General features: G+C 71.4%; 18 protein-coding genes and 1 CRISPR repeat array. Of the genes, 13 read left to right on the plus strand and 5 right to left on the minus strand.

Annotation, left to right across the window (positions count from 1 at the left end):
• Positions 1 to 31: 31 nt before the first annotated feature.
• From UA74_RS10110 to UA74_RS10165, 12 genes are all read left to right on the plus strand, one after another.
• Positions 32 to 1,654: an anthranilate synthase component I gene (locus UA74_RS10110; protein WP_075764258.1), complete on the plus strand. Its 1,623-nt coding sequence runs from the start codon at positions 32 to 34 to the stop codon at positions 1,652 to 1,654.
• Positions 1,647 to 2,393, plus strand: coding sequence for a Trp biosynthesis-associated membrane protein (locus UA74_RS10115; protein WP_075764260.1), 747 nt, complete (start codon positions 1,647 to 1,649; stop codon positions 2,391 to 2,393). The genes UA74_RS10110 and UA74_RS10115 overlap by 8 nt, the downstream gene beginning before the upstream one ends.
• Positions 2,394 to 2,568: 175 nt before the next feature.
• Positions 2,569 to 3,381, plus strand: a complete 813-nt coding sequence (gene trpC, locus UA74_RS10120) for an indole-3-glycerol phosphate synthase TrpC (RefSeq protein WP_075740014.1) — start codon at positions 2,569 to 2,571, stop codon at positions 3,379 to 3,381.
• Positions 3,378 to 4,631, plus strand: a complete 1,254-nt coding sequence (trpB, locus tag UA74_RS10125; RefSeq protein WP_075740015.1) for a tryptophan synthase subunit beta — start codon at positions 3,378 to 3,380, stop codon at positions 4,629 to 4,631. Before trpC ends, trpB begins: the two co-directional genes overlap by 4 nt.
• Complete coding sequence (gene trpA / locus UA74_RS10130) at positions 4,631 to 5,446, plus strand: tryptophan synthase subunit alpha (protein ID WP_075740016.1); 816 nt, start codon at positions 4,631 to 4,633, stop codon at positions 5,444 to 5,446. The genes trpB and trpA overlap by 1 nt, the downstream gene beginning before the upstream one ends.
• 137 nt (positions 5,447 to 5,583) lie before the next feature.
• Positions 5,584 to 6,141, plus strand: coding sequence for a Uma2 family endonuclease (locus UA74_RS10135; protein WP_075740017.1), 558 nt, complete (start codon positions 5,584 to 5,586; stop codon positions 6,139 to 6,141).
• Between the two features lie 77 nt (positions 6,142 to 6,218).
• On the plus strand, positions 6,219 to 7,394 hold the full coding sequence (gene lgt / locus UA74_RS10140; protein ID WP_083683077.1) for a prolipoprotein diacylglyceryl transferase: 1,176 nt from the start codon (positions 6,219 to 6,221) through the stop codon (positions 7,392 to 7,394).
• Between the two features lie 284 nt (positions 7,395 to 7,678).
• Positions 7,679 to 8,257: direct repeats of the CRISPR family, unit length 29 nt; unit sequence GTCCTCCCCGCGTAGGCGGGGGTGAGCCG.
• 336 nt (positions 8,258 to 8,593) lie between these two features.
• On the plus strand, positions 8,594 to 9,319 hold the full coding sequence (cmk, locus tag UA74_RS10145; protein ID WP_075740018.1) for a (d)CMP kinase: 726 nt from the start codon (positions 8,594 to 8,596) through the stop codon (positions 9,317 to 9,319).
• Complete coding sequence (locus UA74_RS10150) at positions 9,316 to 10,038, plus strand: lysophospholipid acyltransferase family protein (protein ID WP_075743634.1); 723 nt, start codon at positions 9,316 to 9,318, stop codon at positions 10,036 to 10,038. Before cmk ends, UA74_RS10150 begins: the two co-directional genes overlap by 4 nt.
• A complete protein-coding gene (gene der / locus UA74_RS10155) occupies positions 10,035 to 11,453 on the plus strand; it encodes a ribosome biogenesis GTPase Der (RefSeq protein ID WP_083683078.1) in 1,419 nt (472 codons plus the stop codon). The genes UA74_RS10150 and der overlap by 4 nt, the downstream gene beginning before the upstream one ends.
• Before the next feature lie 158 nt (positions 11,454 to 11,611).
• Positions 11,612 to 12,400 carry a hypothetical protein gene (locus tag UA74_RS30685; protein ID WP_083683079.1) on the plus strand — a complete coding sequence of 263 codons (789 nt, stop codon included), beginning with the start codon at positions 11,612 to 11,614 and terminating at the stop codon, positions 12,398 to 12,400.
• Complete coding sequence (locus UA74_RS10165; RefSeq protein WP_075740019.1) at positions 12,397 to 12,747, plus strand: hypothetical protein; 351 nt, start codon at positions 12,397 to 12,399, stop codon at positions 12,745 to 12,747. Before UA74_RS30685 ends, UA74_RS10165 begins: the two co-directional genes overlap by 4 nt.
• A gap of 115 nt (positions 12,748 to 12,862) precedes the next feature.
• Here the strand turns inward: UA74_RS10165 and UA74_RS10170 are convergent, their stop codons facing one another.
• The 3 genes from UA74_RS10170 to UA74_RS10180 all read right to left on the minus strand — a co-directional run bounded on the left by UA74_RS10170 (position 12,863) and on the right by UA74_RS10180 (position 19,384).
• Entirely contained in the window at positions 12,863 to 16,261 is a 3,399-nt protein-coding gene (locus tag UA74_RS10170) for a phosphodiester glycosidase family protein (protein ID WP_075764262.1), read from the minus strand.
• A gap of 571 nt (positions 16,262 to 16,832) precedes the next feature.
• Positions 16,833 to 17,789, minus strand: a complete 957-nt coding sequence (locus UA74_RS10175; RefSeq protein ID WP_075740020.1) for a dihydrodipicolinate synthase family protein — start codon at positions 17,787 to 17,789, stop codon at positions 16,833 to 16,835.
• Entirely contained in the window at positions 17,786 to 19,384 is a 1,599-nt protein-coding gene (locus tag UA74_RS10180) for an MFS transporter (protein ID WP_083683080.1), read from the minus strand. Before UA74_RS10180 ends, UA74_RS10175 begins: the two co-directional genes overlap by 4 nt.
• Before the next feature lie 98 nt (positions 19,385 to 19,482).
• Here UA74_RS10180 and UA74_RS10185 point away from each other — a divergent pair, with 98 nt between their 5' ends.
• Entirely contained in the window at positions 19,483 to 20,172 is a 690-nt protein-coding gene (locus tag UA74_RS10185) for a FadR/GntR family transcriptional regulator (RefSeq protein ID WP_075740021.1), read from the plus strand.
• Positions 20,173 to 20,654: 482 nt separating this feature from the next.
• Here the strand turns inward: UA74_RS10185 and lspA are convergent, their stop codons facing one another.
• Both lspA and UA74_RS10200 read right to left on the minus strand, forming a co-directional pair.
• Positions 20,655 to 21,185: a signal peptidase II gene (lspA, locus tag UA74_RS10195; RefSeq protein WP_232237709.1), complete on the minus strand. Its 531-nt coding sequence runs from the start codon at positions 21,183 to 21,185 to the stop codon at positions 20,655 to 20,657.
• A 279-nt stretch (positions 21,186 to 21,464) separates the two neighbouring features.
• Positions 21,465 to 22,148, minus strand: coding sequence for a LysE family translocator (locus UA74_RS10200; protein WP_198042981.1), 684 nt, complete (start codon positions 22,146 to 22,148; stop codon positions 21,465 to 21,467).
• Positions 22,149 to 22,153: the final 5 nt, after the last annotated feature.

Here is a 22,153-nt window from a genome sequence, read left to right on the forward strand (position 1 = left end):
GCGGGAGAACGCCCACCGGCACAATGACGTCATGGTGGACGCAACTGGTGGCGGAATCGGCGCGGTCAGCCCGACGCTGGAGGAGTTCCGTGCCCTGGCGGCCGAGCGGCGGGTGATCCCGGTCGTGCGCAAGCTCCTCGCCGACGACGAGACCCCGCTGGGCGTGTATCGCAAACTCGCCGACGACCGACCGGGCACCTTCCTCTTCGAGTCGGCGCAGAACGGACGTTCCTGGTCGCGCTGGTCGTTCATCGGTGTGCACAGTCCGGCCGCCCTGACCGTGCGTGACGGCGAGGCCGTCTGGACCGGCACTCCACCGGTCGGGCTGCCCACCGGCGGCGACCCCCTCACCGCGCTGCGGGACACGCTGCGGGTGCTGCACACCGACCCGTTGCCCGGCCTGCCGCCGCTGCACGGCGGGATGGTGGGCTACCTCGGCTACGACACCGTCCGCAGACTGGAACGCCTGCCGGAGCTGGCCGAGGACGATCTGCACCTCCCCGAACTGGTGATGCTGCTCGCCACCGACCTCGCCGCGCTGGACCACCACGAAGGCACCATCACCCTGATCGCCAACGCGGTGAACTGGGACGACAGCCCGGAACGGCTCGACGCCGCCTATCGGGACGCGCTGGCCAGGCTCGACGAGATGACGGTCCGGCTCGGCGCACCCGCCCCGGCCAGCGTCGCCGTCTACGACCGGCCGAAGCCGGACTTCGTCCGCAGGCGCAGCGAGGCGGAGCACCACGCCGCTGTGCGGGCGGCCCAGGAGGCCATCCGCGCAGGTGAGGCGTTCCAGGTGGTGGTGTCTCAGCGGTTCGAGATGACCACCGACGCCGATGCGCTCGACGTCTACCGGGTACTTCGGGCGACCAATCCGAGTCCGTACATGTACCTGCTGCGCCTGGAGTCGCCGGGGGCGGACGGCCGAGCGGTGCCCTTCGACATCGTCGGCTCCAGCCCCGAATCCCTGGTGACTGTGCGTGATGGCGTGGCGACCACGCACCCCATCGCGGGCACGCGGTGGCGTGGCGCCGACCCGGAGGAGGACGCGCTGCTGGAGAAGGACCTGCTGGCCGACGAGAAGGAGCGGGCCGAGCACCTGATGCTCGTCGACCTCGGCCGCAACGACCTGGGCCGGGTCTGCGCGCCGGGCTCGGTGTCGGTGGTCGAGTTCTTCACCGTGGAGCGCTACAGCCACGTCATGCACATCGTCTCGACGGTCACCGGGCGCCTCGCCGAGGGCCGCACGGCCTTCGACGCGATTGCGGCCTGCTTCCCTGCGGGCACCCTCTCCGGGGCGCCGAAGCCGAGGGCGATGGAGCTGATCGAGGAGCTGGAGCCGACCCGACGCGGGGTCTACGGCGGCGTGGTCGGCTACCTGGACTTCGCGGGCGACGCCGACACCGCGATCGCGATCCGCACCGCGCTGATGCGCGAGGGGACCGCCTACGTGCAGGCGGGCGGCGGGATCGTGGCCGACTCCGACCCGGTCGCCGAGGACCAGGAGACGCTGAACAAGGCAGGCGCGGTGCTGGCGGCGATCGCGACGGCCGAGACGCTGGCGGCGCCCGCCCCGGCGGGCGACGGGGCGCGGTCTGCGGGGCTGCCCGGCGACGTCGCGAGCCTCGCGGTGCGGAGTTCCGGTGCCTGAGCACGGTCCGGACCCCCGAGAAGTCCCGGACTCCTCGGGGCCGCCGGACGACTCCCCGGACACCGCCTCCCCGGCCCCCGACCGCCAGGCTCCCGTCACGCAGCCTGAGGCGGCCCGGGACGAGTCCGACCCGACCGCGGCGGACGCGGTGCCGGGCAGCCCCGCTGCGGCGGGCAGGCGGCTGCTCACGGGGTTGGCGCTTCTCCTGGCGGTCTCGGCCGGACTGCTCTGGTCGGCGACGCTGCTGCCGTGGCTGGTGATCCTTCCCGGCGAGGAGAACCTGACCTCGACGGTCGTCCTGACCGGTGCCGACGCGGCGGGCTGGCTCACCCCGACGGCCCTGCTGGCCCTGGCCGCCGTGGCGGCGCTGGTCGCGCTCGGCGGGCTGCCGCGTCGGATCGTCGGCGGGCTGCTGGTCGTCGCGGGCGCGGCGGTGGTGTGGGCGGCGGTGGTCGGCGGTGACGCCGGGCCCGCCGACGAGATGTCGATCTTCCTCGGGCCGCTCGTCGACCAGACCGTCGACGAGCCGCCCGCGATCCTGCTGGGTCGAGTGGCGGCGGGCGCGGGCGGTCTGACGCTGGCCGTCGCGGGCCTGTGGACCGCGCTGCGGGGCGGCGTGCTGCCGACCCTGGGCAGCCGGTACACCGCGAGAAGAACCGAGCGGACCCCGGTCGAGCCGGACCGTCGGATGTGGGACACGCTGAACGAGGGGACCGACCCGACCGAGGAGGATCGTTGATCCTGCAAACGACCATGCAGGTCGGAGCGCCTGACGGCCTTCCTGCGCTGCGGAATTGTCGGACCCGGTGGCCCGAGCGAAGGGCGAATGGGGTTAGCATCCTGGGAACCCGGCGGCGCGCGAGGGGAGTGGGCGTGATCGAGCGCACGGACGGGCACGTCAACGAGGTGATCTCGTGAACAGTGTCCTGGAGTCAATCCTCGACGGAGTGCGTGCCGACCTCGCGGATCGCGAGGCGGCAGTGCCGTTCGATGAGATCAAGCGGCTGGCCGATCAGGCCAAGCCACCGAAGGACGTCAGAACGGCGCTGTTGGCGCCGGGCATCGGCGTCATCGCGGAGGTGAAGCGGCGCAGCCCGTCCAAGGGGCATCTGGCCGACATCGCCGATCCGGCTGAACTGGCGGCCTCCTATGCGGCGGCGGGTGCGCGGGCGATCAGCGTGCTCACCGAACAGCGACGCTTCGGCGGGTCGCTGGCGGACTTCGACGCGGTTCGCGCCGCCGTCGACGTTCCGTTGCTGCGCAAGGACTTCATCGTCGGCACCTATCAGGTGCACGAGGCGCGAGCGCACGGCGCCGACATCGTGCTGCTGATCGTCGCCGCCCTGGAGCAGAACGCCCTGGAGTCCTTGTTGGACCGGGTGGAGTCTCTCGGGATGACGGCCCTGGTGGAGGTGCACACCGCCGAGGACGCCGACCGCGCCCTGCAGGCGGGTGCCAGCCTGATCGGCATCAACGCTCGTGATCTGCACACCCTGGAGGTGCACCGCGAGGTCTTCGGGCGGATCGCGCCCGGCCTGCCCGCCGAGGTCCTCAAGATCGCGGAGTCCGGGGTCAGAGGGCCGAGTGACCTGATGGCCTATGCCGGCGCCGGGGCGGACGCCGTCCTGGTCGGCGAGGGCCTGGTGGCCAGCGGCGACCCGAAGGCGGCGGTGACGCAGCTCGTCACCGCGGGCTCGCACCCGGCCTGTCCGAGGCCGAGCCGATGAGCGGTGCCGGTGAGGGCACGAAGCCCACGTCGGAAGAGCGGTCCATCGAGCACGAACCGGACGAGAGCGGCCACTTCGGCCCCTACGGCGGCCGGTTCGTGCCCGAGGCGCTGATGTCGGCGTTGGAGGAACTGGCCACGGCCTACGACAAGGCCAGGGTCGACCCGGAGTTCACCGACGAGCTGGCCCGGCTGCTGCGGGACTACACGGGCAGGCCGTCGCCGCTGACCGAGGTGACCCGCTTCGCCGAGCACGCGGGCGGCGGCCGGGTGTTCCTCAAGCGTGAGGACCTCAACCACACCGGCTCACACAAGATCAACAACGTCCTGGGTCAGGCGCTGCTCACCAAGCGGATGGGCAAGTCCAGGGTGATCGCCGAGACCGGAGCGGGGCAGCACGGGGTGGCCACGGCCACCGCCTGCGCCCTGCTCGGGCTCGACTGCGTCGTCTACATGGGCGAGGTCGACACCAGAAGGCAGGCGCTCAACGTCGCCAGGATGCGGCTGCTCGGCGCCGAGGTCATCCCGGTGACGACCGGCTCCCGCACCCTCAAGGACGCCATCAACGAGGCGCTGCGCGACTGGGTCGCCAACGTCGACGACACGCACTACCTGCTGGGCACCGTCGCGGGTCCGCACCCGTTCCCGGTGATGGTCCGCGACTTCCATCGGGTGATCGGCATCGAGGCGCGGGCCCAGATGCTCGACCAGGCGGGCACGCTGCCCGACGCGGTGATCGCCTGCGTCGGCGGCGGATCGAACGCCATCGGCATCTTCCACCCCTTCCTCGGCGACAAGGACGTCGCGCTGATCGGCTTCGAGCCCGCAGGCGAGGGGCTCGACACCGGACGGCACGGCGCCACCCTCACCGCCGGGCTGCCGGGGATGCTGCACGGCGCGCGCTCCTACCTGCTTCAGGACGAGGACGGGCAGACCGTCGAGACGCACTCGATCTCGGCGGGCCTGGACTATCCCGGCGTCGGCCCGGAGCACTCCTGGCTCAAGGACACCGGCCGGGCGGAGTATCGGGCGGTGACCGATGCGGAGGCGATGGACGCCTTCGAGCTGCTGTGTCGCACCGAGGGCATCATCCCGGCCATCGAGTCCGCCCATGCCCTGGCGGGCGCCCTGAAGGTCGGGCGCGAACGGGGCGAGAACGCCGTGCTGCTGGTGAGCCTCTCCGGTCGCGGCGACAAGGACGTGGACACGGCGGCCTCGTGGTTCGGCCTGCTCGGGGAGAAGGAAGCCTGATGAGTCGTCTCGCGCCGATGTTCGCCCAGTGCCGCGCCGAAGGGCGGGCCGCGCTGATCGGCTACCTGCCCGCCGGTTATCCGACGGTGGCGGGCTCCTCGGCGTTGTTCCGGACGATGCTGGACTCCGGCGTCGACCTGGTCGAGATCGGCGTGCCCTACTCCGATCCGGTCATGGACGGTCCCGTGATCCAGCGGGCGGCCGAGTCGGCCCTGCACGGTGGCTTCCGGCTTCGCAACGTCTTCGAGGTCGTGGAGTCGGTGGCCTCGGCGGGCGGGCGGGCCGTGGTGATGACCTACTGGAACCCCGTGCACCGCTACGGGGTGGACGCCTTCGCCAGGGACCTCGCCTCGGCGGGCGGGCTCGGCATGATCACGCCGGACCTCATCCCCGACGAGGCCGACGACTGGATCTCGGCCGCCGACACGCACCGGCTGGACCGCATCTTCCTGATCGCGCCGTCCTCCAGCGAGGAGCGGATCTCGCTGACCGCCGAGGCCTCCAGCGGCTTCGTCTACGCCACCGCCGTGATGGGCGTCACCGGCGCCCGCGACGCGGTGGGCTCCGAGGCCTGGAGCACGGTCCGGCGAGCTCGCGCGCACACCACTCTGCCCATCGGCGTCGGTCTCGGGGTGCGCTCCGGGGATCAGGCCGCCGAGATCGCGGGCTTCTCCGACGCGGTGATCGTCGGCTCGGCCTTCGTCTCGCGGATCGGCGGCGTGGACCGTGAGCTGTCCGGCGCCGAGGCCGAGGTGCGGGAGCTGGCCGTCGAGCTGGCGGCCGGGGTGCGCAGGCGGAGCACGCAGCCTGCCTGACTCGGGTCGACTTCGCCGGGCCGGATCGCGGAATTCACTACTCTGTGTGTTTGACGGTACGCTCCGCGTGTGCAGAAGAGGATCAGTCGGAACCCGTGCCAGGGTGGTGCCGCCGACCCTGGAGGAGGCCCCCGGTCATGGTGGCACCAGCAGAACCCAGCACCAACATCTTCGCCCACGCCGGTCCCTGGACTGCGGCGGCGGTGCTCCAGCTTCCCGAGGATCACGGGCAGCGCATCGAGCTCGTCGACGGCGCGTTGGTCGTGAGCCCGGTGGCAGGCCGAACCCATCAGCGGATTCTGCAACGGCTTCAGATGTCCTTCCTCGCCGCCGTTCCGCCGGAGTACGAGTCGCTGCCCCGGATCAGCGTGCTGCTGGACAGCGGACGGCTGCTCATTCCCGACCTCGCCATCACCAGCGTGCCGGATCGCGACGGTCTCTATCTCGACGCGGCGGACCTGGTGCTGGTCGTCGAGGTGTCCTCGCCCGCGTCGAAGATGTTCGACCGGGCGCTGAAGAAGCAGCTCTACGCGCACGCGGGCATCCCGTTCCTACTGCTGGTGACGCCGATGGCGCAGTCGGTGACGATGACCGTCTTCGAATTGATCGGCGGCGAGTTCCAGGAGACGGCGCGCAGTAGAGACGGCCACCTGGACCTCGAGCGACCCTTTCCGGTGCGGCTCGACCTCAATTGAGTCCCGTCGCCGGGCGACCATGCGTGGGCATTCCCGAGAGTGCCGGATAGTGTGACGGCGTGACCGGTACCGTAACCATGTTCCTGGCGAGCATTCCGAGTCCAGATCAGGGTGTCTGGCGCATCGGACCGCTGTCCCTTCGGGCCTACGCGATCTGCATCCTGATCGGGATCGTCGCGGCGATCTGGTGGGGTGAGCGGCGGTGGGCGGCCCGAGGCGGGGAGCAGGGCACCGTCTTGGACGTCGCCGTCTTCGCGGTTCCGTTCGGGCTCATCGGCGGCAGGCTGTACCACGTCGCCACCGATTACCACCTGTACTTCGGCGAGGGCCGCAACCCGCTGGACATCTTCGCCATCTGGAACGGCGGTCTCGGCATCTGGGGCGCCATCGCCCTGGGCGGGGTCGGCGCCTGGATCGCCTGTCGACGCAGGGGCATCCCGCTGCCGATGATGGCCGACGCGCTGGCACCGGGCATCATCCTGGCGCAGGCCATCGGCAGGCTCGGGAACTGGTTCAACCAGGAGCTCTACGGCGGGCCGACCGATCTGCCCTGGGGCCTGGAGCTGTACCAGCGGATCGATCCGGCGACCGGGTTGGAGGACCAGGTCAACGGCATCGCCGTTGATCACACGCCCATCGCGGTGGTCCACCCGACCTTTCTGTACGAGCTGCTGTGGAACCTCGGCGTCGTGCTGCTGCTCATCTGGGCGGACCGCCGATTCCGGCTGGGCCACGGCCGGGTCTTCGCGCTCTACGTCGCCGGTTACACCCTCGGCCGGTTCTGGATCGAGCTGATGCGAACCGATCAGGCGACGATGATCTTCGGTCAACGCATCAACGTGTTCACCTCGGGCCTGGTCTTCCTCGGCGCGGTGGCCTATCTGATCCTCGCGCGGCGCGGCCGGGAGGACCCGGCACTGGCGCGGGGCACGAACCCCGATCGCGACGGCTCCACGGGGGCCACGGGCGGTGACTCCGACGGTGGCGGCGGCACGGCGGTCGCCGGTGGTGCGGCTGCGACCGACGCCGGGGCGGGCGACCGGCGAGACGCCGGCGGTGCGTCCTCTGAACGGGGTGCCTCGGGGCCGGATGCTTCGGACTCCTCGGGGTCCTCGGGGAGCCGTGCCGAGGTGAGCGTCTCCTCGACCGCCGATGCCGGGGTCTCTTCCGGCTCTTCGTCGTCTTCGTCCTCGTCTTCGCCCTCGTCGGACTCGGGTTCCGGGTCGGACGGCGGCGGTGGCGGCGGTGACTGAACCGGTCGGCTGACTGACTTGGGGACTGCCCGCCGCGCTCTTGTGCGGCGGGCAGTCTTGTTCATCGGGGGATTCGCGGCGTTTGGAGCGGTCCGCTTCCGGGCGGCTGCGGAGCCGAGGTCTCTGGCGGGCCGCCGACGCCCGCTGCCGAGGGCGACCCCATGCGGCGGCACTCAGACGAGCGCTACTCGGCGCTGAGGTATGGTGACGCCGTGTGCCCAGTCAAGGCTGCAAGAATAAATCACAAAAGGATAACGCCCTTCTGAAGCCCCAGGTCGCGAAGGGTCCTCCCCGCGTAGGCGGGGGTGAGCCGCAGGCATCCCAGGAGTACCACCGTGCCGCCCGGTCCTCCCCGCGTAGGCGGGGGTGATCCCCCGTCAAGGTCGATCTCGAATTCGTGATGCCCGTCCTCCCCGCGTAGGCGGGGGTGAGCCTTCCGGTTACACGTCGGGGGGATGTCGTTGTCCGTCCTCCCCGCGTAGGCGGGGGTGAGCCGCCCGCCGTGCCGCTGAGTCCGCCGCCGAGGAGGTCCTCCCCGCGTAGGCGGGGGTGAGCCGTGGTTGTCGCGGGCGCAACTCCGATCGGTCGTGTCCTCCCCGCGTAGGCGGGGGTGAGCCGGAGCGCGCGACGCGGATGCGGCAGGCGGCCGAGGTCCTCCCCGCGTAGGCGGGGGTGAGCCGCATCGCCGTCGAGCCCGGGTCTCCGAGGTTCAGTCCTCCCCGCGTAGGCGGGGGTGAGCCGACCCTCGCGGAGCAGCCAGGCGACGGCGCGGAGTCCTCCCCGCGTAGGCGGGGGTGAGCCGATGTGGGCCTGGGCGCGGTACTTCGGCGGCGGGTCCTCCCCGCGTAGGCGGGGGTGAGCCGGCGGGCCTACCGCCTACCGCGCAGAACATCCAGCCCTCCCCGCCCAAGCAGGGGTTGCCGTACGCGCGAGCCGGATAACGGGACCTGCGTGCCCCGAGACGCCACGTCACTCACCGGGAGCAGCTCAGGGTAGAACGACCCTGATCACCGTCCCCCCGAGCAGAGCCGACCGCCCAGGGCGGCCAGCAGGCGCCCGAGGCCCGCCGGGATCTCGCCCACATTCCTCGCGCGACCGCCCTCGGAGCATCCGACCCGAGCGGGCAGAATGGACGCCGGACATGCGGTGTCCCCCGATCGGGGCGCGGCGAGGCAGAGGCACGGCCGAACGGAGGCACGGTGGAGGGCGCTGAGTTGCGCGGGATCGTCGCGATGGACGGGCCGTCGGGGACGGGGAAGTCCACCGTCTCGCGTCGGCTGGCCTTCGGCCTGCGGGCGCGCTACCTGGACACCGGCGCGATGTATCGGGCCGTGACGCTGGCGGTGCTGCGGTCGGGGACCGATCCGGCGGACGCCCCTTCGGTCGCCAGGGTCGCCGCCGAGGCACGGCTGAGTGTGGGCACCGATCCGGAGCGGCCCGAGATCCGGCTCGACGGCGAGGACGTCGCCGCCGAGATCAGGGGCGAGCCGGTGACGCAGGCGGTCTCGGCGGTCGCGGCCGTGCCCGAGGTGCGCGGGCTCCTGGTGGCCCAGCAGCAGGCGGTCATCGCCGAGGCACGCGGTGTCGACGTCGGCATCGTCGTCGAGGGGCGGGACATCGGCGAGGTCGTGGCCCCCGAGGCGGGCCTCAAGGTCTACCTGACCGCCGACGCCGAGGTCAGGGCCCGGCGTCGCAGCGCCCAGGACAGCGCCCAGGGCAGACGGGTGTCGATCGACGAGACCCACGCCGACGTGCGCAGACGGGACGAGTTCGACTCGAGCCGGGCCGTCTCGCCGCTGCGGCGCGGCACCGACGCCGTCGAAGTGGACACGACCCACCTGGACGTGGCCGGGGTGCTGGCGGAGCTGTCCCGCCTCGTCGTCGAGAGCGGCCTCGCCGTCACGAGACCACGGAGCCCCCGATGACCGCCCGCTCCTCGACGGCCGACTCCGAGTCGTCGAGCCCGGCGGTCTCGGCGCTGCCGGAGGGTTCCTGGCGGGCGATGAACCGGGTGGGCCGCTGGATCGGCACGACGATCGGCCGGGTCTTCTTCCGCGTCCGGGTCCACGGACGCGACCAGCTGCCGCGCCGAGGCCCGGTGGTCCTGGTCGCCAACCACAGTTCGCTGATCGACGGGCCGCTGCTGTTCGGCCTGGTCCGGCGGCAGTGCGTGTTCCTGATCAAGCACGAGATGTTCCGGGGGCCGATGGGCTGGGCGCTGCGGCGGATGGGGCAGCTTCCCGTCCGCCGAGGCGAGGCCGATCGGGTGCCGCTGCTGGCCTCGGTCCGGGCCCTGCGTGCAGGCGGGCTGGTCGCGGTGTTCCCCGAGGGGACCAGGGGCAGCGGCGACGTGTCGGGGGCGCACAACGGCGCCGCCTGGTTGGCCAGGTCCTCCGACGCACTCGTTCTGCCGGTGGCCTGCCGTGGCACCCGCCGCCCAGCGGAGTCCGGCCGCAGGTTCCGGCCCAGGGTGGACGTATTGTTCGGGGAAGCCTTCACCGTGCCCTCGGGACGGGGGCGCGCGGCCCTTCACGAGGCGACAGCGCGGGTGCAGGGCGAACTCGCGGAGCTGGTGCGCGAACTCGATCGGCGACTGCTCGCCGAATCGGGCTCGCCCGGCGGAGACAAGGGAGAGAACACGTGACCGGCCTGAACGGGAGCTGGACCGATGAGGCCGAGTGGGAGCTGTCGGCCGACGGTGAAATGGTGGAGGGCTCGGAGGAGGCGGCGCTGCCGCAACCCGTGCTCGCGGTGGTGGGGCGGCCGAACGTCGGCAAGTCGACGCTGGTGAACCGCATCCTGGGCCGCCGAGAGGCGGTGGTGCAGGACATCCCCGGCGTGACCAGGGACCGCGTCGCCTATGACGCGCTGTGGAACGGCCGGAAGTTCACGGTCGTGGACACCGGCGGCTGGGAACCCGACGCCACCGGCCTTCAGGGGGCGGTCGCCGCCCAGGCGGAGCTGGCGATGAGCGCTTCCGACGCCGTGCTGCTGGTGGTCGACGCCACCGTCGGCGCGACGGCCACCGACGACGCCGTGGCCAGGGTGCTGCGCCGCTCGGATCGGCCCGTGCTGGTCGCCGCCAACAAGGTCGACAGCGAGCGGGCCATGGCCGAGGTGCATCAGCTCTGGTCGCTCGGACTCGGCGAGCCGCTGCCCGTCAGCGGTCTGCACGGCCGGGGCTCCGGTGACCTGCTCGACGCCGTGCTGGCGGCGCTGCCGGAGTCGCCGCGAGACCTCGTCGGCCACGGCGGCGGCGGGCCCCGGCGGGTCGCGCTGGTCGGCAAGCCCAACGTCGGCAAGTCGAGCCTGCTCAACAAGCTGGCGGGCGAGCAGCGGGTGGTCGTCGACTCGGTCGCGGGCACGACGGTCGATCCGGTCGACGAGCTGATCGAGCTGGACGGCGAGATCTGGAAGTTCGTCGACACGGCGGGCCTGCGCAAGCGGGTCAACACCGCGAGCGGCACCGAGTACTACGCCTCGCTGCGGACCAAGGCGGCCATCGAGGCCGCCGAGGTGGTCGCGGTGCTGCTGGACGCCAGCGAGCCGATCACCGAGCAGGACCTCCGGGTCATCACCGACATCGTGGAGGCGGGCCGGGCGCTGGTACTGGCCTTCAACAAGTGGGACCTCGTGGACGAGGACCGCCGCACTCAGCTCACCAGGGAACTCGACCGAGGCCTGGTCCGGGTGCCCTGGGCCGAACACGTCAACGTCTCGGCCAGGACCGGCCGCGCGGTGGCGAAACTGGCGCCCGCGCTGCGCAAGGCCCTGGACTCCTGGGACACCAGGGTGCCCACCGGGCAGCTCAACGCCTGGCTGAACGAGCTGATCCAGGCCACCCCGCCGCCGGTTCGGGGCGGCAAGCAGCCCAGGGTCCTCTTCGCCACGCAGGCGCAGACCCGGCCGCCGACGGTGGTGCTGTTCACCACCGGCTTCCTGGAGGCGGGCTACCGACGCTTCCTGGAGCGTCGATTCCGGGAGACCTTCGGCTTCGCTGGCAGCCCGATCCGCTTCTCGATCCGGGTCAGGGAGAAGCGGGGCCAGCGCAAGCCCTGACGACAGCCTGCCGGTGACGACCCGGGCTGGGCAGACGCGAACCAGGTCTCGCCCGGCTCGGGGTGATCACGTCGAATTCTGGCCGGCGGGCCTGCCCGCCTGACCACCTTCCTCGGTGAGTATTCGCTCGACTACGGAACGCTGTTCCGACACCATGGGTGAACACGGAAGGTAAGGATTCGCGCAGTGTCGGTCACCGATATCGTGGCCGGCTCCACCGGGCCCACGCCCTGCTCACCCAGGCACGCCAGGCCACCATCCAGGCCGATGCCGCCATTGCCGACGGCGCGGTCGTCTTCTCCGCCGCCACCCACGGCTCGACACAACCCGAAGTCGCACAGATCAACCAGCTCGCCGTCCGGTCCACCGAGGACGTCCGCGCCGCCCGCGCCCTGCGCGGCGGGGCGCAGGAGATCATCGACGGCTACTGCAGACATATCGCCGGGCACGGGATCGGCGACGCCGAGACGTCGCCCCCAGGCGTTTCGCCTGCCGGACCGGCGGGCCCCTCAGCCTCCTGGCCCGTTGACCCGAACCCGTCGGCAGACGTGTCCTCGAGTGATCCAGAAGTGCGTTATGCGGAGTGGATCACCGAGCTGAAACGCGGCGGAACCAAGATCAGTCCCGCGAGGATCGTCAGGATGATCCGTCACCGATGCGGCCATCTGGTGTGGTTGGAAACCGGAGATCCTGACCACGCCGGACAAGCACACATCCTTCGACCGAAGCGCCGAAAGGAGTTCGCCGACGCGGCGATACCGGAACATGAGATCATCGACGTCGTGTTCCGCTGCCTCCGCCGCGGCCGGTTCGTGGGAAAGCATAAGGCTGCGGAGGTGTACGAGATCGAGATTCACGGCGGGAGCATCCGCATCGCCATCACGATAGGCGACAACGGCTTCATCGTGACAGCGCACCCGATCAGCAGGAAGAGAAAGCTCTCATGACCTCGACGGCGGTGGAACTTGCGATACTGGCCGGGTACGACCAAGACCCCATGTACTTCGACGCGCAGGACGGCGACTTCCACAATCACACGATAGACGAGGCAGCCGAGTACTTCGGATTTAGTGATGATCTGACTCGTGAGCTTCATGAGTGGGATGAGGAACTGCAGGGCACCTTCAATCTCGCCGTCCCGCAGGACTCCGGGTTCCCTTCCCCGCAGCATCGACATGCCTGGATCGAGAAGGGCAAGGAACTCGCTGCCCGCATCAAGCGGGAATCCCCCGTCGTTACGAGCGTGGATTATCAGGCCGACGGCTATTTTCAGGATGGCACGTGCGTGTTCTAAACGCGGTGACGCGGGGACGAGTCATGACGGTGCAGAGGTGATTCAGCTTTCCCGGACACGGACCGCGCCCGGGAGGCGGCGGCGCTCGCCCGCCGCCTCCCGGCTCTGAAAACCGTCAGCGGACGCTGACGTCCACCGTCTCCGTGACGCCGTTGACCGTCACCGACAGCTCGACCTCACCGCGTCGGAGGCCCGCCAGCGTGCCGGTCGCCGGGTCGAAGGACGCGACGTGCCACGGCCGAGGCCGGTCCTTCGGTCGGTCCGACTCGACGATGTGCAGGCTCCGCGAGCCCGACCAGTCCGCGCTGACCGGATAGGCCACCGGCACCTCGCGATCCTCCTGCCGGACCAGCGTCGTCACGGTCTCGCTGTCGTCCCTGCCGATGCGTTCCGGCGCGGTCAGCACCAGCTCGTCGACATGTGGGCGCAGCTCGAAGCGGACCGCCTCGTCGCGATCGGCAGGCCGCATCTGCACCAGGCTCCAGCCGGTGAACCCGCCCTGATCGACGGGACCCGACGGCGACTTGCCGGCGTTGCCGTTAACCAGCCTCGGCACTCCGTCCACTCGATCGGCGTGGAACCGGCCCGCGTGGGAGGCCACCAGCGCCGTCGGCTTGCCTGCGGCGTCCTCGAACTCGCTCAGCCAGTCCAGGAGCAGCTCGGCCTCGCGTTGGTCGCCGAGCTGGGAGTTTCCGGCCGTGCCGGGGTCGTCGGTCGGATGGTGCAGCGCGACGAGCACGCCCTTGACGGACCTGTCCTCCTCGGCCGCGTCCAGTTCGGCGCGCAGCATCTCGATCTGATCGAACCCGCCGCCGCGCAGGGTGCCGCGCGAGCTGTCCAGCAGGATCAGCCGGATCCCGTCGTGGTCCACTCGCTGAGAAGTCTCCCCGAACACGGCCTCGAACTCGGAGGTGTCACCGGGGCCGGACACCTCGTGATTGCCGGGCAGGTAGTACCAGGGGACCTGCTCGCCCAGCTCCTCGTCCAGCACCGCACGGGCCAGCTCGAAGTCGGGCGCCGTGCCCCGGTCGACCAGGTCGCCGTTGATCAGGACGAGATCGGGCTCCGCCGCGAGGGCCTCTTGCAGCGTCCGGCGAGCCTGGGCGACCAGCGGGCCCGCCGGGTCGTCGGCGGTGAACTGGGCGTCGCTGACCACGGCGACCCGCAGGGCTCCCCGCTCGGGGGCCAGCACGTCGTCGACCACGACGGCGGCGTCCGGGGAGACCGGCTCGGGCGGCACGTCGGCCACCGGGGAGACGGCGGCGGTCAGGTCGTCGAACACGACCCGGCCCTCGTACTGCCGATCGCGGTCGGTCTCCACCAGATAGAAACGCTGGAGTCGCACGGGGGCCGCCAGCCCGGCGGGCAGCTCGGTCTCGACATACCGCCAGCCCGTCCAGTCCACCGAAGCGGCCAGGCCCAGCACGGCGGGGGAGTCCGCGCCGTCGCGCAGTTCCAGCCGCAGCCACGCGCCGTTGCCGTCGCCGTTGACCCAGAGGCCGATGCGCTGCGTGCCCTCGGGCAGCGGCGTCTGCGGTACCGCGTTGACGTAGGCGGCGCGGGTCGCGGTGGTGCCGGTCAGCCGGTAGTCCAGGGCCACGCCCTGCGTGTCGTCGCGGCCGTCGGCGAGTGAGACGGCCGAGCCGACGACGGCGGGGAAGGCCGAGGCCTGCCAGCCGTCGAGCGAGTCCAGCGGGTCGAGCACCTGCTGTTCGGTGCCGACCGTGACGCCGATCCGGGCCGTGAGGTCGCCTGCGGTCGCGGTGATCACCGTCGAGCCGGAGTCGACCAGCGCGGTGACGGCGAATCCGTCGTCGGCAGGCTCGACCCGCACCACGTCCGCATCGAAGTCGAGTCGCAGGTCATCCGGTTCCACCCAGGTGCTGAACCCGTCGGCGTCGCTGCCGAGCACGCGAACCTGGCTGGTGACCTCGGCCCCGGACAGCGCCACCTGGCCGACGTCGCCCCGCAGCCGCACCGGCCTGCCCAGCACGTCCAGCTCGGTGGTGCCCTGGAGCCTGCCCGTCGCGGCGGTCACGGTCGTCGTCTCGCCGATCCGGTCGGCGCGGTCGCGCGCGACGAACACCCCGTCGGTCACCCGGCCGTTGCCCGGCCGGTGCACCCGCCAGCGGGGCGTCGCCTCCACCGGGGCGCCGCTCTCGTCGTGCCCGAGGGCGTCGAGCCGCCTGCTCAGGCCCGCCAGCACCCGATGGGAGTCCGGCCCGGCCACGGCGGGTTCGACGCGGTAGCCGGTCAGCCGTCCGCTGCCCTCGGCAGTGCGCAGGCCCAGTCCGTTGGGCACCAGCCGCTCACCGCCGTCGGAGGGCGAGTTGTGCACCGCCGCCTCGGCGTCGCCGACCTTCCTGGCCAGCAGCGTGGAGGAGCCGCCGCCGTCGAGGTTCAGCGCCTCGTGCGCGCCGAGGGAGTGCAGGTGGTGCGCCAGCTCCAGCTCGGTCATGCCTCGGCTGGTCGACTGCCGACCGTCGATGCTGACGAGCCAGAAGCGGGAGCCGTCCTCGGAGAAGCCCACGGCGGTCCGAGGGTGCGCTGCGACGTTGTCGACCGGCTGCACCTCTCCGTCGCGGACCAGGACCCGGTTGCCGCCCACCGCGACGGCGATCTCGGCCGCGTCGGCGCGGGGCGCCAGGCCGACCTCCACCGCATCGCCCTCGACCAGCGCGTCGAGCGCCGTGGCACCCGCGTCCCTGGCGAGCAGGATCTGGGTGCCCTCGGCGATCGGCCCGTCGCCGGGCGCCGTGCGGATCGCGGACACCCGGCCGTCGACCAGTTCCACCTCGCGCACCTCGGCCGCTCCCGACGTCGCCGTGACGCGGCTGGTCGAGCCCCATGCCGGGGTGAACACGCCGATGCCGTCCCGGGCGATCACAGGCGAGTTCAGGTTGCTGCCCGTCAGCACCGTGCCGTCGGGCAGCGTGAGGCGAGCCGCGAGGAACACCTCGGTGAGGGCGGCCCTGCGGTCCTCGGTGAATGCCGCCGTGAGGTTGTGGCCCGCCGCCGGGGCATGGCGCAGCTCGCCGTCGTCGATGCCGACGCCCAACGGCGCACCGGTCGCGTTGATGTCGAAGAAGTCTCCGTTGACCCCGGCCACCGCGCCCGCCTCGGCGAGCTGCTCGGACAGCGGAGTCCGGTCCGCCACGGTGCCGGGGTGCAGGTAGACGGGCTCCAGGCTCGTCTCGGACAGCTCGGCGGTCAGCACGTCGCCGCGAATCCACCCGGCCGGGTCGAAGCGGTCGAACTCGGTGAGTTCGATGCCGGGGGCGACCTGGGTGGTCACGCTGTCGGTGGTGAAGCCCGATTGCGGGGTGGCGGTCGGGTCGATCGACGTCCGCAGCGCGGACTCACCGGACGAGGACGCGGCGGGTGCGTCCTCCACGGGCGGCGCGACGGCCGTGCCGTCCACCGCACCCGCTCCGGTGCTCGCCGCGAGCAGCAGCAGCGCGGAGACGGCGGTGATCCCGACGCCTCGGCGCGCGCGACCTGCCGACCGGGGCATCGGGGCCTCGGGCGCCTGCCTGCTGCGTAGGGCCGCCCCGATGGCGTCCGAGGTGCGGCGTACTCCTGCCGAATCGCTGCCGTCCGGTCTTCGCGGGCTGCCGGACCCGTCCGAGGGTCTGGCTCCGTCGGCTCCGTCCGACTCCGCCGTGTCCGTGCTGCCCCTTGCGTCGACTCGTCGCCGCATGTCCTCCCCTTCACGCCGAACCGGTGCTGCGACCGCCGAGCACAGTCGACCGAGGCGACCGGGGCCTGTCTCGGACGTGACCAGGGCGGGAACAGTGGACGATCTCGCCTTTCACTCTGGTCGAACGGCCGCCGCCAGCGACTCCGCTCATCGGGGGAAGCGCGCGCCGGAAGGCAGTCGAGACGAGGAGTCGCCAAGGTGAACGCAGTGCGGGCGGCGGCGATGAATCCACCGCCGCCCGCCGACCACTGTGGACGACAGGGCCGCGGACCGCCTGCCGTACGGTGCGCTCTGCGGCCCGTCGCTCTCGGCGATCGGGGGCTCGGCGATCAGCGTTCGGTAGCGAGGGCGCCGGGCCTGCACTCGCCGAGAGAGGTCCCCGGCGTCAGCTCCCAGCGAGGGAGAGGCCCGCTCGGGAGAGGTGTTCGCCGACCGCGGCGATCTCGGCAGAGTCCAGCGGAACCATGGGCAGGCTGGTGGTGCCGTGCCGGATCACCCCGCGCAGGACGAGCGCGGCCTTGAACGCGCCGATCGCCGAGGAGTAGCGGCCCATCCGATCGGCAGGCGCGACCCCGATCAGACCGAACAGCGCACGCAGCCGCTGCTGCTCGCGCAGCGCCTCGTCCCAGTCGCCTGCCGCCGCCGCCCGGTGCAGCCGGACGTAGCCGTGCGGGTCCACATTGCCCAGTCCTGGCACCAGACCCGCCGCGCCGCAGCGCAGCCCCAGATCGGCCACGGTCTCGGAGCCGCTGAAGACCCGGAAGCCGGGGATGTCGCCGACGAGGTCGAGCACGGCGCGCAGACCGTCGAGGTCCCCGCTGGAGTCCTTCAACCCGTCGAGAGTGCCCTCCGCCGCCAGCTCGCCTACCGTCGCCGCGTCGAGTTTGGTGTGCACGGCGCTGGGGATGTCATAGCCGATCAGCGGCAGGTCGACCTCGGCCCGAATCGTCCGGAAGTGCCTGCGGATCTCCACCGGATGAGTGGGGGAGTAGAAGGGCACCGTCGCCACCAGGCCGTCGGCGCCCAGCGCCGCCGCCGCGCGGGCGTGGTCGAGGACCCGAGGGGTGGACATGTCGACGACGCCCGCGAGCACCGGCACCTGCCCGGCGGCCGCGCCGACCACCACCTCCAGGGTGCGTCTGCGCAGCTCGTCCGGCAGGTAGGCGGCCTCCCCCGTGGAGCCGCCGACGAACAGGCCGAGGACGCCCGCGTCCAGCAGATGGGCGACCAGCCGTTCGAGCGAATCGACGTCGAGTTCCTGATCCGGCGTCAGCGGCGTGCACAGCGGGGGCACCACGCCCCCGTCGACGAGCGGTCGGGCTGCGGTGGTCGGCTTGCTCATGAGGTTCGGCCTCCGGTCGGCGAGTCTGGTTCGGTCGTGTCCTGCGGCGCGGCGGGTCCGGCCGCGCCTGCGTCGTCGGGGCCGTCGGCCCCTTCGGCGTCGTCCGCCGCCGAGTCGGCGCTCCGGCCTGCGGGAGTTCGGAGTTCCGGCGCGATCTGGTCCTCGGCGACGGTGAGGTCGACGGCCGCGGAGTCGTCGCCGAAGAGCCGCTGCACTCGGGCGGGGGCGTCCACCGCGATGAGCACGATCACCACGAGCGTCAGGCTGAACGCCAGGCCGCCGAGGGCGGTCGCCAGGCTGGTCCGCTCGGCGATCTGCGCACCGAGGATCGGCGCCACGGCGCCGCCCAGCGCCCCGACGTTGTAGGTGAAGCCCAGCCCGCCCGCACGGGTGCTGGTGTCGAAGTAGCCGCTGACCAGCTTCGGCAGGATTCCGGAGATGCCCTGGCCCAGCGCCTGCTGACAGAACAGCAGCACCCCGAGCAGCAGTAGTTGATCCCCGCCGATGGCGAACACCGGGAGGATGAACAGCAGCGAGGCGAGCAGCGTCAGGCTGTAGGCGCGACGGGTGCCCAGCCAGTCGCCGACGAAGCCCGCGAGACAGCAGCCCACCGCCGTGCCGAAGCCCGCGAAGAACAGGACCTCGCTGACCTGGGCGGGGTCATAGCCGAGGTCGGTCTTGAGATAGGTCGGCAACAGGGCCTGGATCGGCCACGAGTACAGGAACGCGCAGAAGACCACGACGATCAGCGTCAGCATCATCGGGCTGCGTGAGCCCGCGAACTGGATGGTGAAGGCGCCCAGACCCGCGACGGTCACGGCGATCGACACCCACGTGAGCACGCCCGTCGCGCCGCCGGTGAACAGGAAGAACAGCGCGAGCGACACCGCGATCGTCAGCACGATGTTGATCAGCCTGTTCCGGCCGCCGTACAGGACGCTGACGAAGTCGCGTTCGCCGGTTCCGTCGCGTCTCTCGGCCTGATGCTGCCAGTCCGGCGTCTCCGGAAGACTCCGGCGCAGCCAGAGTGCCAGCAGGATCGGCAGCAGGCCGAGCAGGAACAGCGCGCGCCAGCCGAACTCGGGCACGATGAAGCGGTAGGCCTGCGCCGCGAGCACCCCGCCGAGCGAGAAGCCCGAGATGAGGAAGCCGCTGGCGCGGTTGCGCAGGGCGCGCGGCCAGCTCTCGATCACGTAGGTGGCGCTGGCGCTGTACTCGCCCGCCATGCCCATGCCGACGACGAGCCGCGCCACGAACAGCGGCCAGTAGCCCCAGGCGAGTCCGCAGGCGAAGGTGCCGACGGAGTAGAGCACGATGCTCAACACCATCGCGGGCCGTCGTCCGTAGCGGTCGCCGATCGCACCGAGGGCCAGCCCGCCGAACCACCGGGAGATGAACGCCGCCGAGATCAGGCTCGCCGCCTCGACGGTGGACAGTTCGAACTCGGCCGCGACCTCGGTGAGTACCAGTGCGATGAGGACGAAGTCGAAGCCGTCCATCGCATAGCCGAGCCATGCGGCGAAGAACGCCTTCCAGTCTTTCCTCGTGAGCTGGTGATACCACCGGGGACGGCCGCGAGTGTGCTGCGGATCCATCAGAGCCTCCTTGCTCCGCTGGCAGACATCCCACCTGGGAGGTGGGATGTCTGGGCAAGGTACTGTGGTGCCCACACCCGTGGCAAGAGGGATGGCGCGTGACTGCGAACGGCCGGCGGCTGCAAGACCGGATCATCGATCTCATCATCGACAGTGGACTGACACCGGGCTCCCCGCTGCCCACCGAGAACCAGCTCGTCGACGAACTCGGCGTGGGGCGCAACTCGGTGCGGGAGTCACTGCGGGCACTGAGCACCCTGGGCATCGTCGACATCAGGCACGGTTACGGCACCTTCGTGGGCGCGGCGCCGATCACCGCCTTCACTCCCGGCCTGCTGTTCCGCGCCCGCCAGTCGATGCGGCACGACGCCTCGGTGCTGCGGGATCTGATGGAGGTCCGGCGGGTCCTGGAGATGTCGCTGGTCGAGGCCGTGGTGGCCCGCGCCGACGAGGACCTGGTCGGCGAACTGGATGCGCTGGTGGCGGCGATGGAGTCCGGCGATCTCGTCGAGACCGATCAGCGGTTCCACGAGACGCTGTTCCGGCCGCTGGACAACGAGATCGCCCTGGAGCTGATCGGTCTGTTCTGGACGGTCTACCACCGCGTGGAGGCCGAACTCGACCCGCCGAGGCCCGGCCGCGCCGAGATCTGCCACGAGCATCGGACGATCGTCGAGGCCGTGCGGGCGGGCGATCCGGTCGCCGCCCGCGACGCCCTCGGCGCGCATTTCGTGGACATCGAGGAGCGGGTGGCGCGGTTGATCCGGCAGAGCGCGGACGCCGACTGAGTCCCTCGGGAGTCGGGGTGAGTCCGGGGTCAGGGCCGTGCGAACCACACTCCACTCGATCGATATCTTGCTCGAATCGAACTTGTGTTCGATAGTCGTGTCATGGTCATTCACACGTTCACCGCACTCGCCGTTCTCGCCGTTCTCACGGTGCTCGCCGCCCTGGTCAGGCGGCGCGATCACGCCCGCCTGGTGTTGCCGGGATCGACGATCGTGCCGGTGGTGCGCCCGGTCGGCGTCGCGCGGGCCGGCTCGACATCCCCTGTGCGGCACCCTCGAAGTCAGGCGCCGTCGACGACTGCGCCCTCGGCTATCGGCGAGGTCGGGGTCGCGTCGGCCGGTGCGAGGTTGATCGCGCGGTGGATGTTCGCGCCGTGGTCCGCATCACCGCCGATCGCTCGGCCGAGACCGGGTGCGCGTCCCGCATCCGTCCGCAGCCACGCAGCGTCTCCGTTCGCGCCCCGAGACGGGCCGGGCCGACGTCAGCTCGCGGGCTCGTCCTGAGGTTCCGGCCTGGTGGCGGGGCGGTACTCGGTCAGCAGCGTGACCAAAATCAGCAGGACGACGCCACAGGTCAGCAGCGCGTCGGCGATGTTGAACGTCGGGAACCAGCCGGTGTGCAGGTAGTCGGTGACCGCCCCGTCGTCGATGCGGTCGATGAGGTTCCCCGTTGCGCCTGCGAGGATCATGGCTAAGGCCAGCCGCGCCGAGTTCGGCACCTCGGGAGCCGTGCGCCACGCATAGACGGCGATGCCCAGCGTCACCGCGCCGGTGACGGCGATGACCACCCACGCAGGCAGCGAGGCGCCCATGCTGAAGGAGATGCCGGGGTTGTAGGCCAGCCGCATGCTGAGGATGCCGAGATCGGGACCGGCCGGGTGGGCTTGCTCGACGAGGTGCTTGACGAAGAGGTCGATCGCGGCCAGCGTCGCCGCGATCGCAGCGATCACCAGACGGACACGGGCGGGCCGGACCACCGTCTCGGCGGCGGGGGCGGATGCGGCGGTGGTCACCCGAGGGACTTTACCCATCGGCCCCTCGTCTGCGGAGCGGGCTTCGTCACCAGGGCTCGGTAATTGCAGTAGCGGCGTCGCGAAGGATGGCGCCGCGCGAGGTCCCGTCGCGGCTCCCTACGGCTCCTTGGCAAGCCTGGCAGGCGGGGACCGTGATCGCGGTGGTGGTGCCCGCCCGCGAGGCGGACGACCGGTCGACGATGCGCGGATCGACGATGCGCTGCGCCATCGTGACCTCGGCTCCGATCACGCCGGAGCCGACCCGGTGGGGCCCCTGACTCACAGGGCTCCGACGGCGAGGACCACGCCGAATCCGCCGAGCAGCATGCCGGTGCCGAGATCGAGTCCGTCGCGCACGGAACGCCTGCGCAGCACGGGGGCGAGTCGTCCGACGGCCGTGACATAGGCCAGCCACCACAGGGTGGCCAGCAGCGTCGCGATCCCGCTCAGCAGCAGCGTCTGCCCGACCACCGACCCCGCAGGCTGGATGAACTGCGGCAGCAGGGTCAGGTAGAAGACGAGGGCCTTGGGATTCAACAGGTTGTTCAGTACGCCCTGTACCAGCGGTGCGGGGAGTCGGATGCCGGAACGCGCTGCCGTGCGCCTGGTGCCGTGGGCGGGCAGAGTCTCGGCCGGAACGGCACCGGGCTCGTCGAGCGTCCCCCGGTTCGCCCGGCCACGCCACCACGACCGCAGTGCCTGCCAGCCGAGGAACGCGAGATAGCCGCCGCCTGCGAGGCGCAGCGCCGTGAGCATCCCCTCGTGCGCGGCGATCAACGTCGTCAGGCCGACCACCGCGAGCAGCGAGTACAGGGTCAGGCCCGCCGCGATGCCTGCGGCGGTGAGATAACCTGCCCGGCGGCCGAGCAGCAGCGTGTTGCGGGTGACCAGCACGAAGTCCGGTCCCGGTACGACGATGGTGATCGCGGTGATCATGATGAACAGCGAGATGCCTTCCGGCACGACGG

It is taken from the genome of Actinoalloteichus fjordicus (genome assembly GCF_001941625.1).
Taxonomy (GTDB): Bacteria; Actinomycetota; Actinomycetes; order Mycobacteriales; family Pseudonocardiaceae; genus Actinoalloteichus_A; species Actinoalloteichus_A fjordicus.

Coding starts and splice junctions, on each gene's coding strand:
- UA74_RS10180 (WP_083683080.1), bottom strand. CDS start 19,384: ATGGATCCGCAGCACACTCGCGGCCGTCCCCGGTGGTATCACCAGCTC.
- UA74_RS10170 (WP_075764262.1), bottom strand. CDS start 16,261: ATGCCCCGGTCGGCAGGTCGCGCGCGCCGAGGCGTCGGGATCACCGCC.
- UA74_RS10165 (WP_075740019.1), top strand. CDS start 12,397: ATGACCTCGACGGCGGTGGAACTTGCGATACTGGCCGGGTACGACCAA.
- UA74_RS10110 (WP_075764258.1), top strand. CDS start 32: ATGGTGGACGCAACTGGTGGCGGAATCGGCGCGGTCAGCCCGACGCTG.
- trpB (WP_075740015.1), top strand. CDS start 3,378: ATGAGCGGTGCCGGTGAGGGCACGAAGCCCACGTCGGAAGAGCGGTCC.
- UA74_RS10135 (WP_075740017.1), top strand. CDS start 5,584: ATGGTGGCACCAGCAGAACCCAGCACCAACATCTTCGCCCACGCCGGT.
- lgt (WP_083683077.1), top strand. CDS start 6,219: ATGTTCCTGGCGAGCATTCCGAGTCCAGATCAGGGTGTCTGGCGCATC.
- UA74_RS10150 (WP_075743634.1), top strand. CDS start 9,316: ATGACCGCCCGCTCCTCGACGGCCGACTCCGAGTCGTCGAGCCCGGCG.
- trpA (WP_075740016.1), top strand. CDS start 4,631: ATGAGTCGTCTCGCGCCGATGTTCGCCCAGTGCCGCGCCGAAGGGCGG.
- UA74_RS10175 (WP_075740020.1), bottom strand. CDS start 17,789: ATGAGCAAGCCGACCACCGCAGCCCGACCGCTCGTCGACGGGGGCGTG.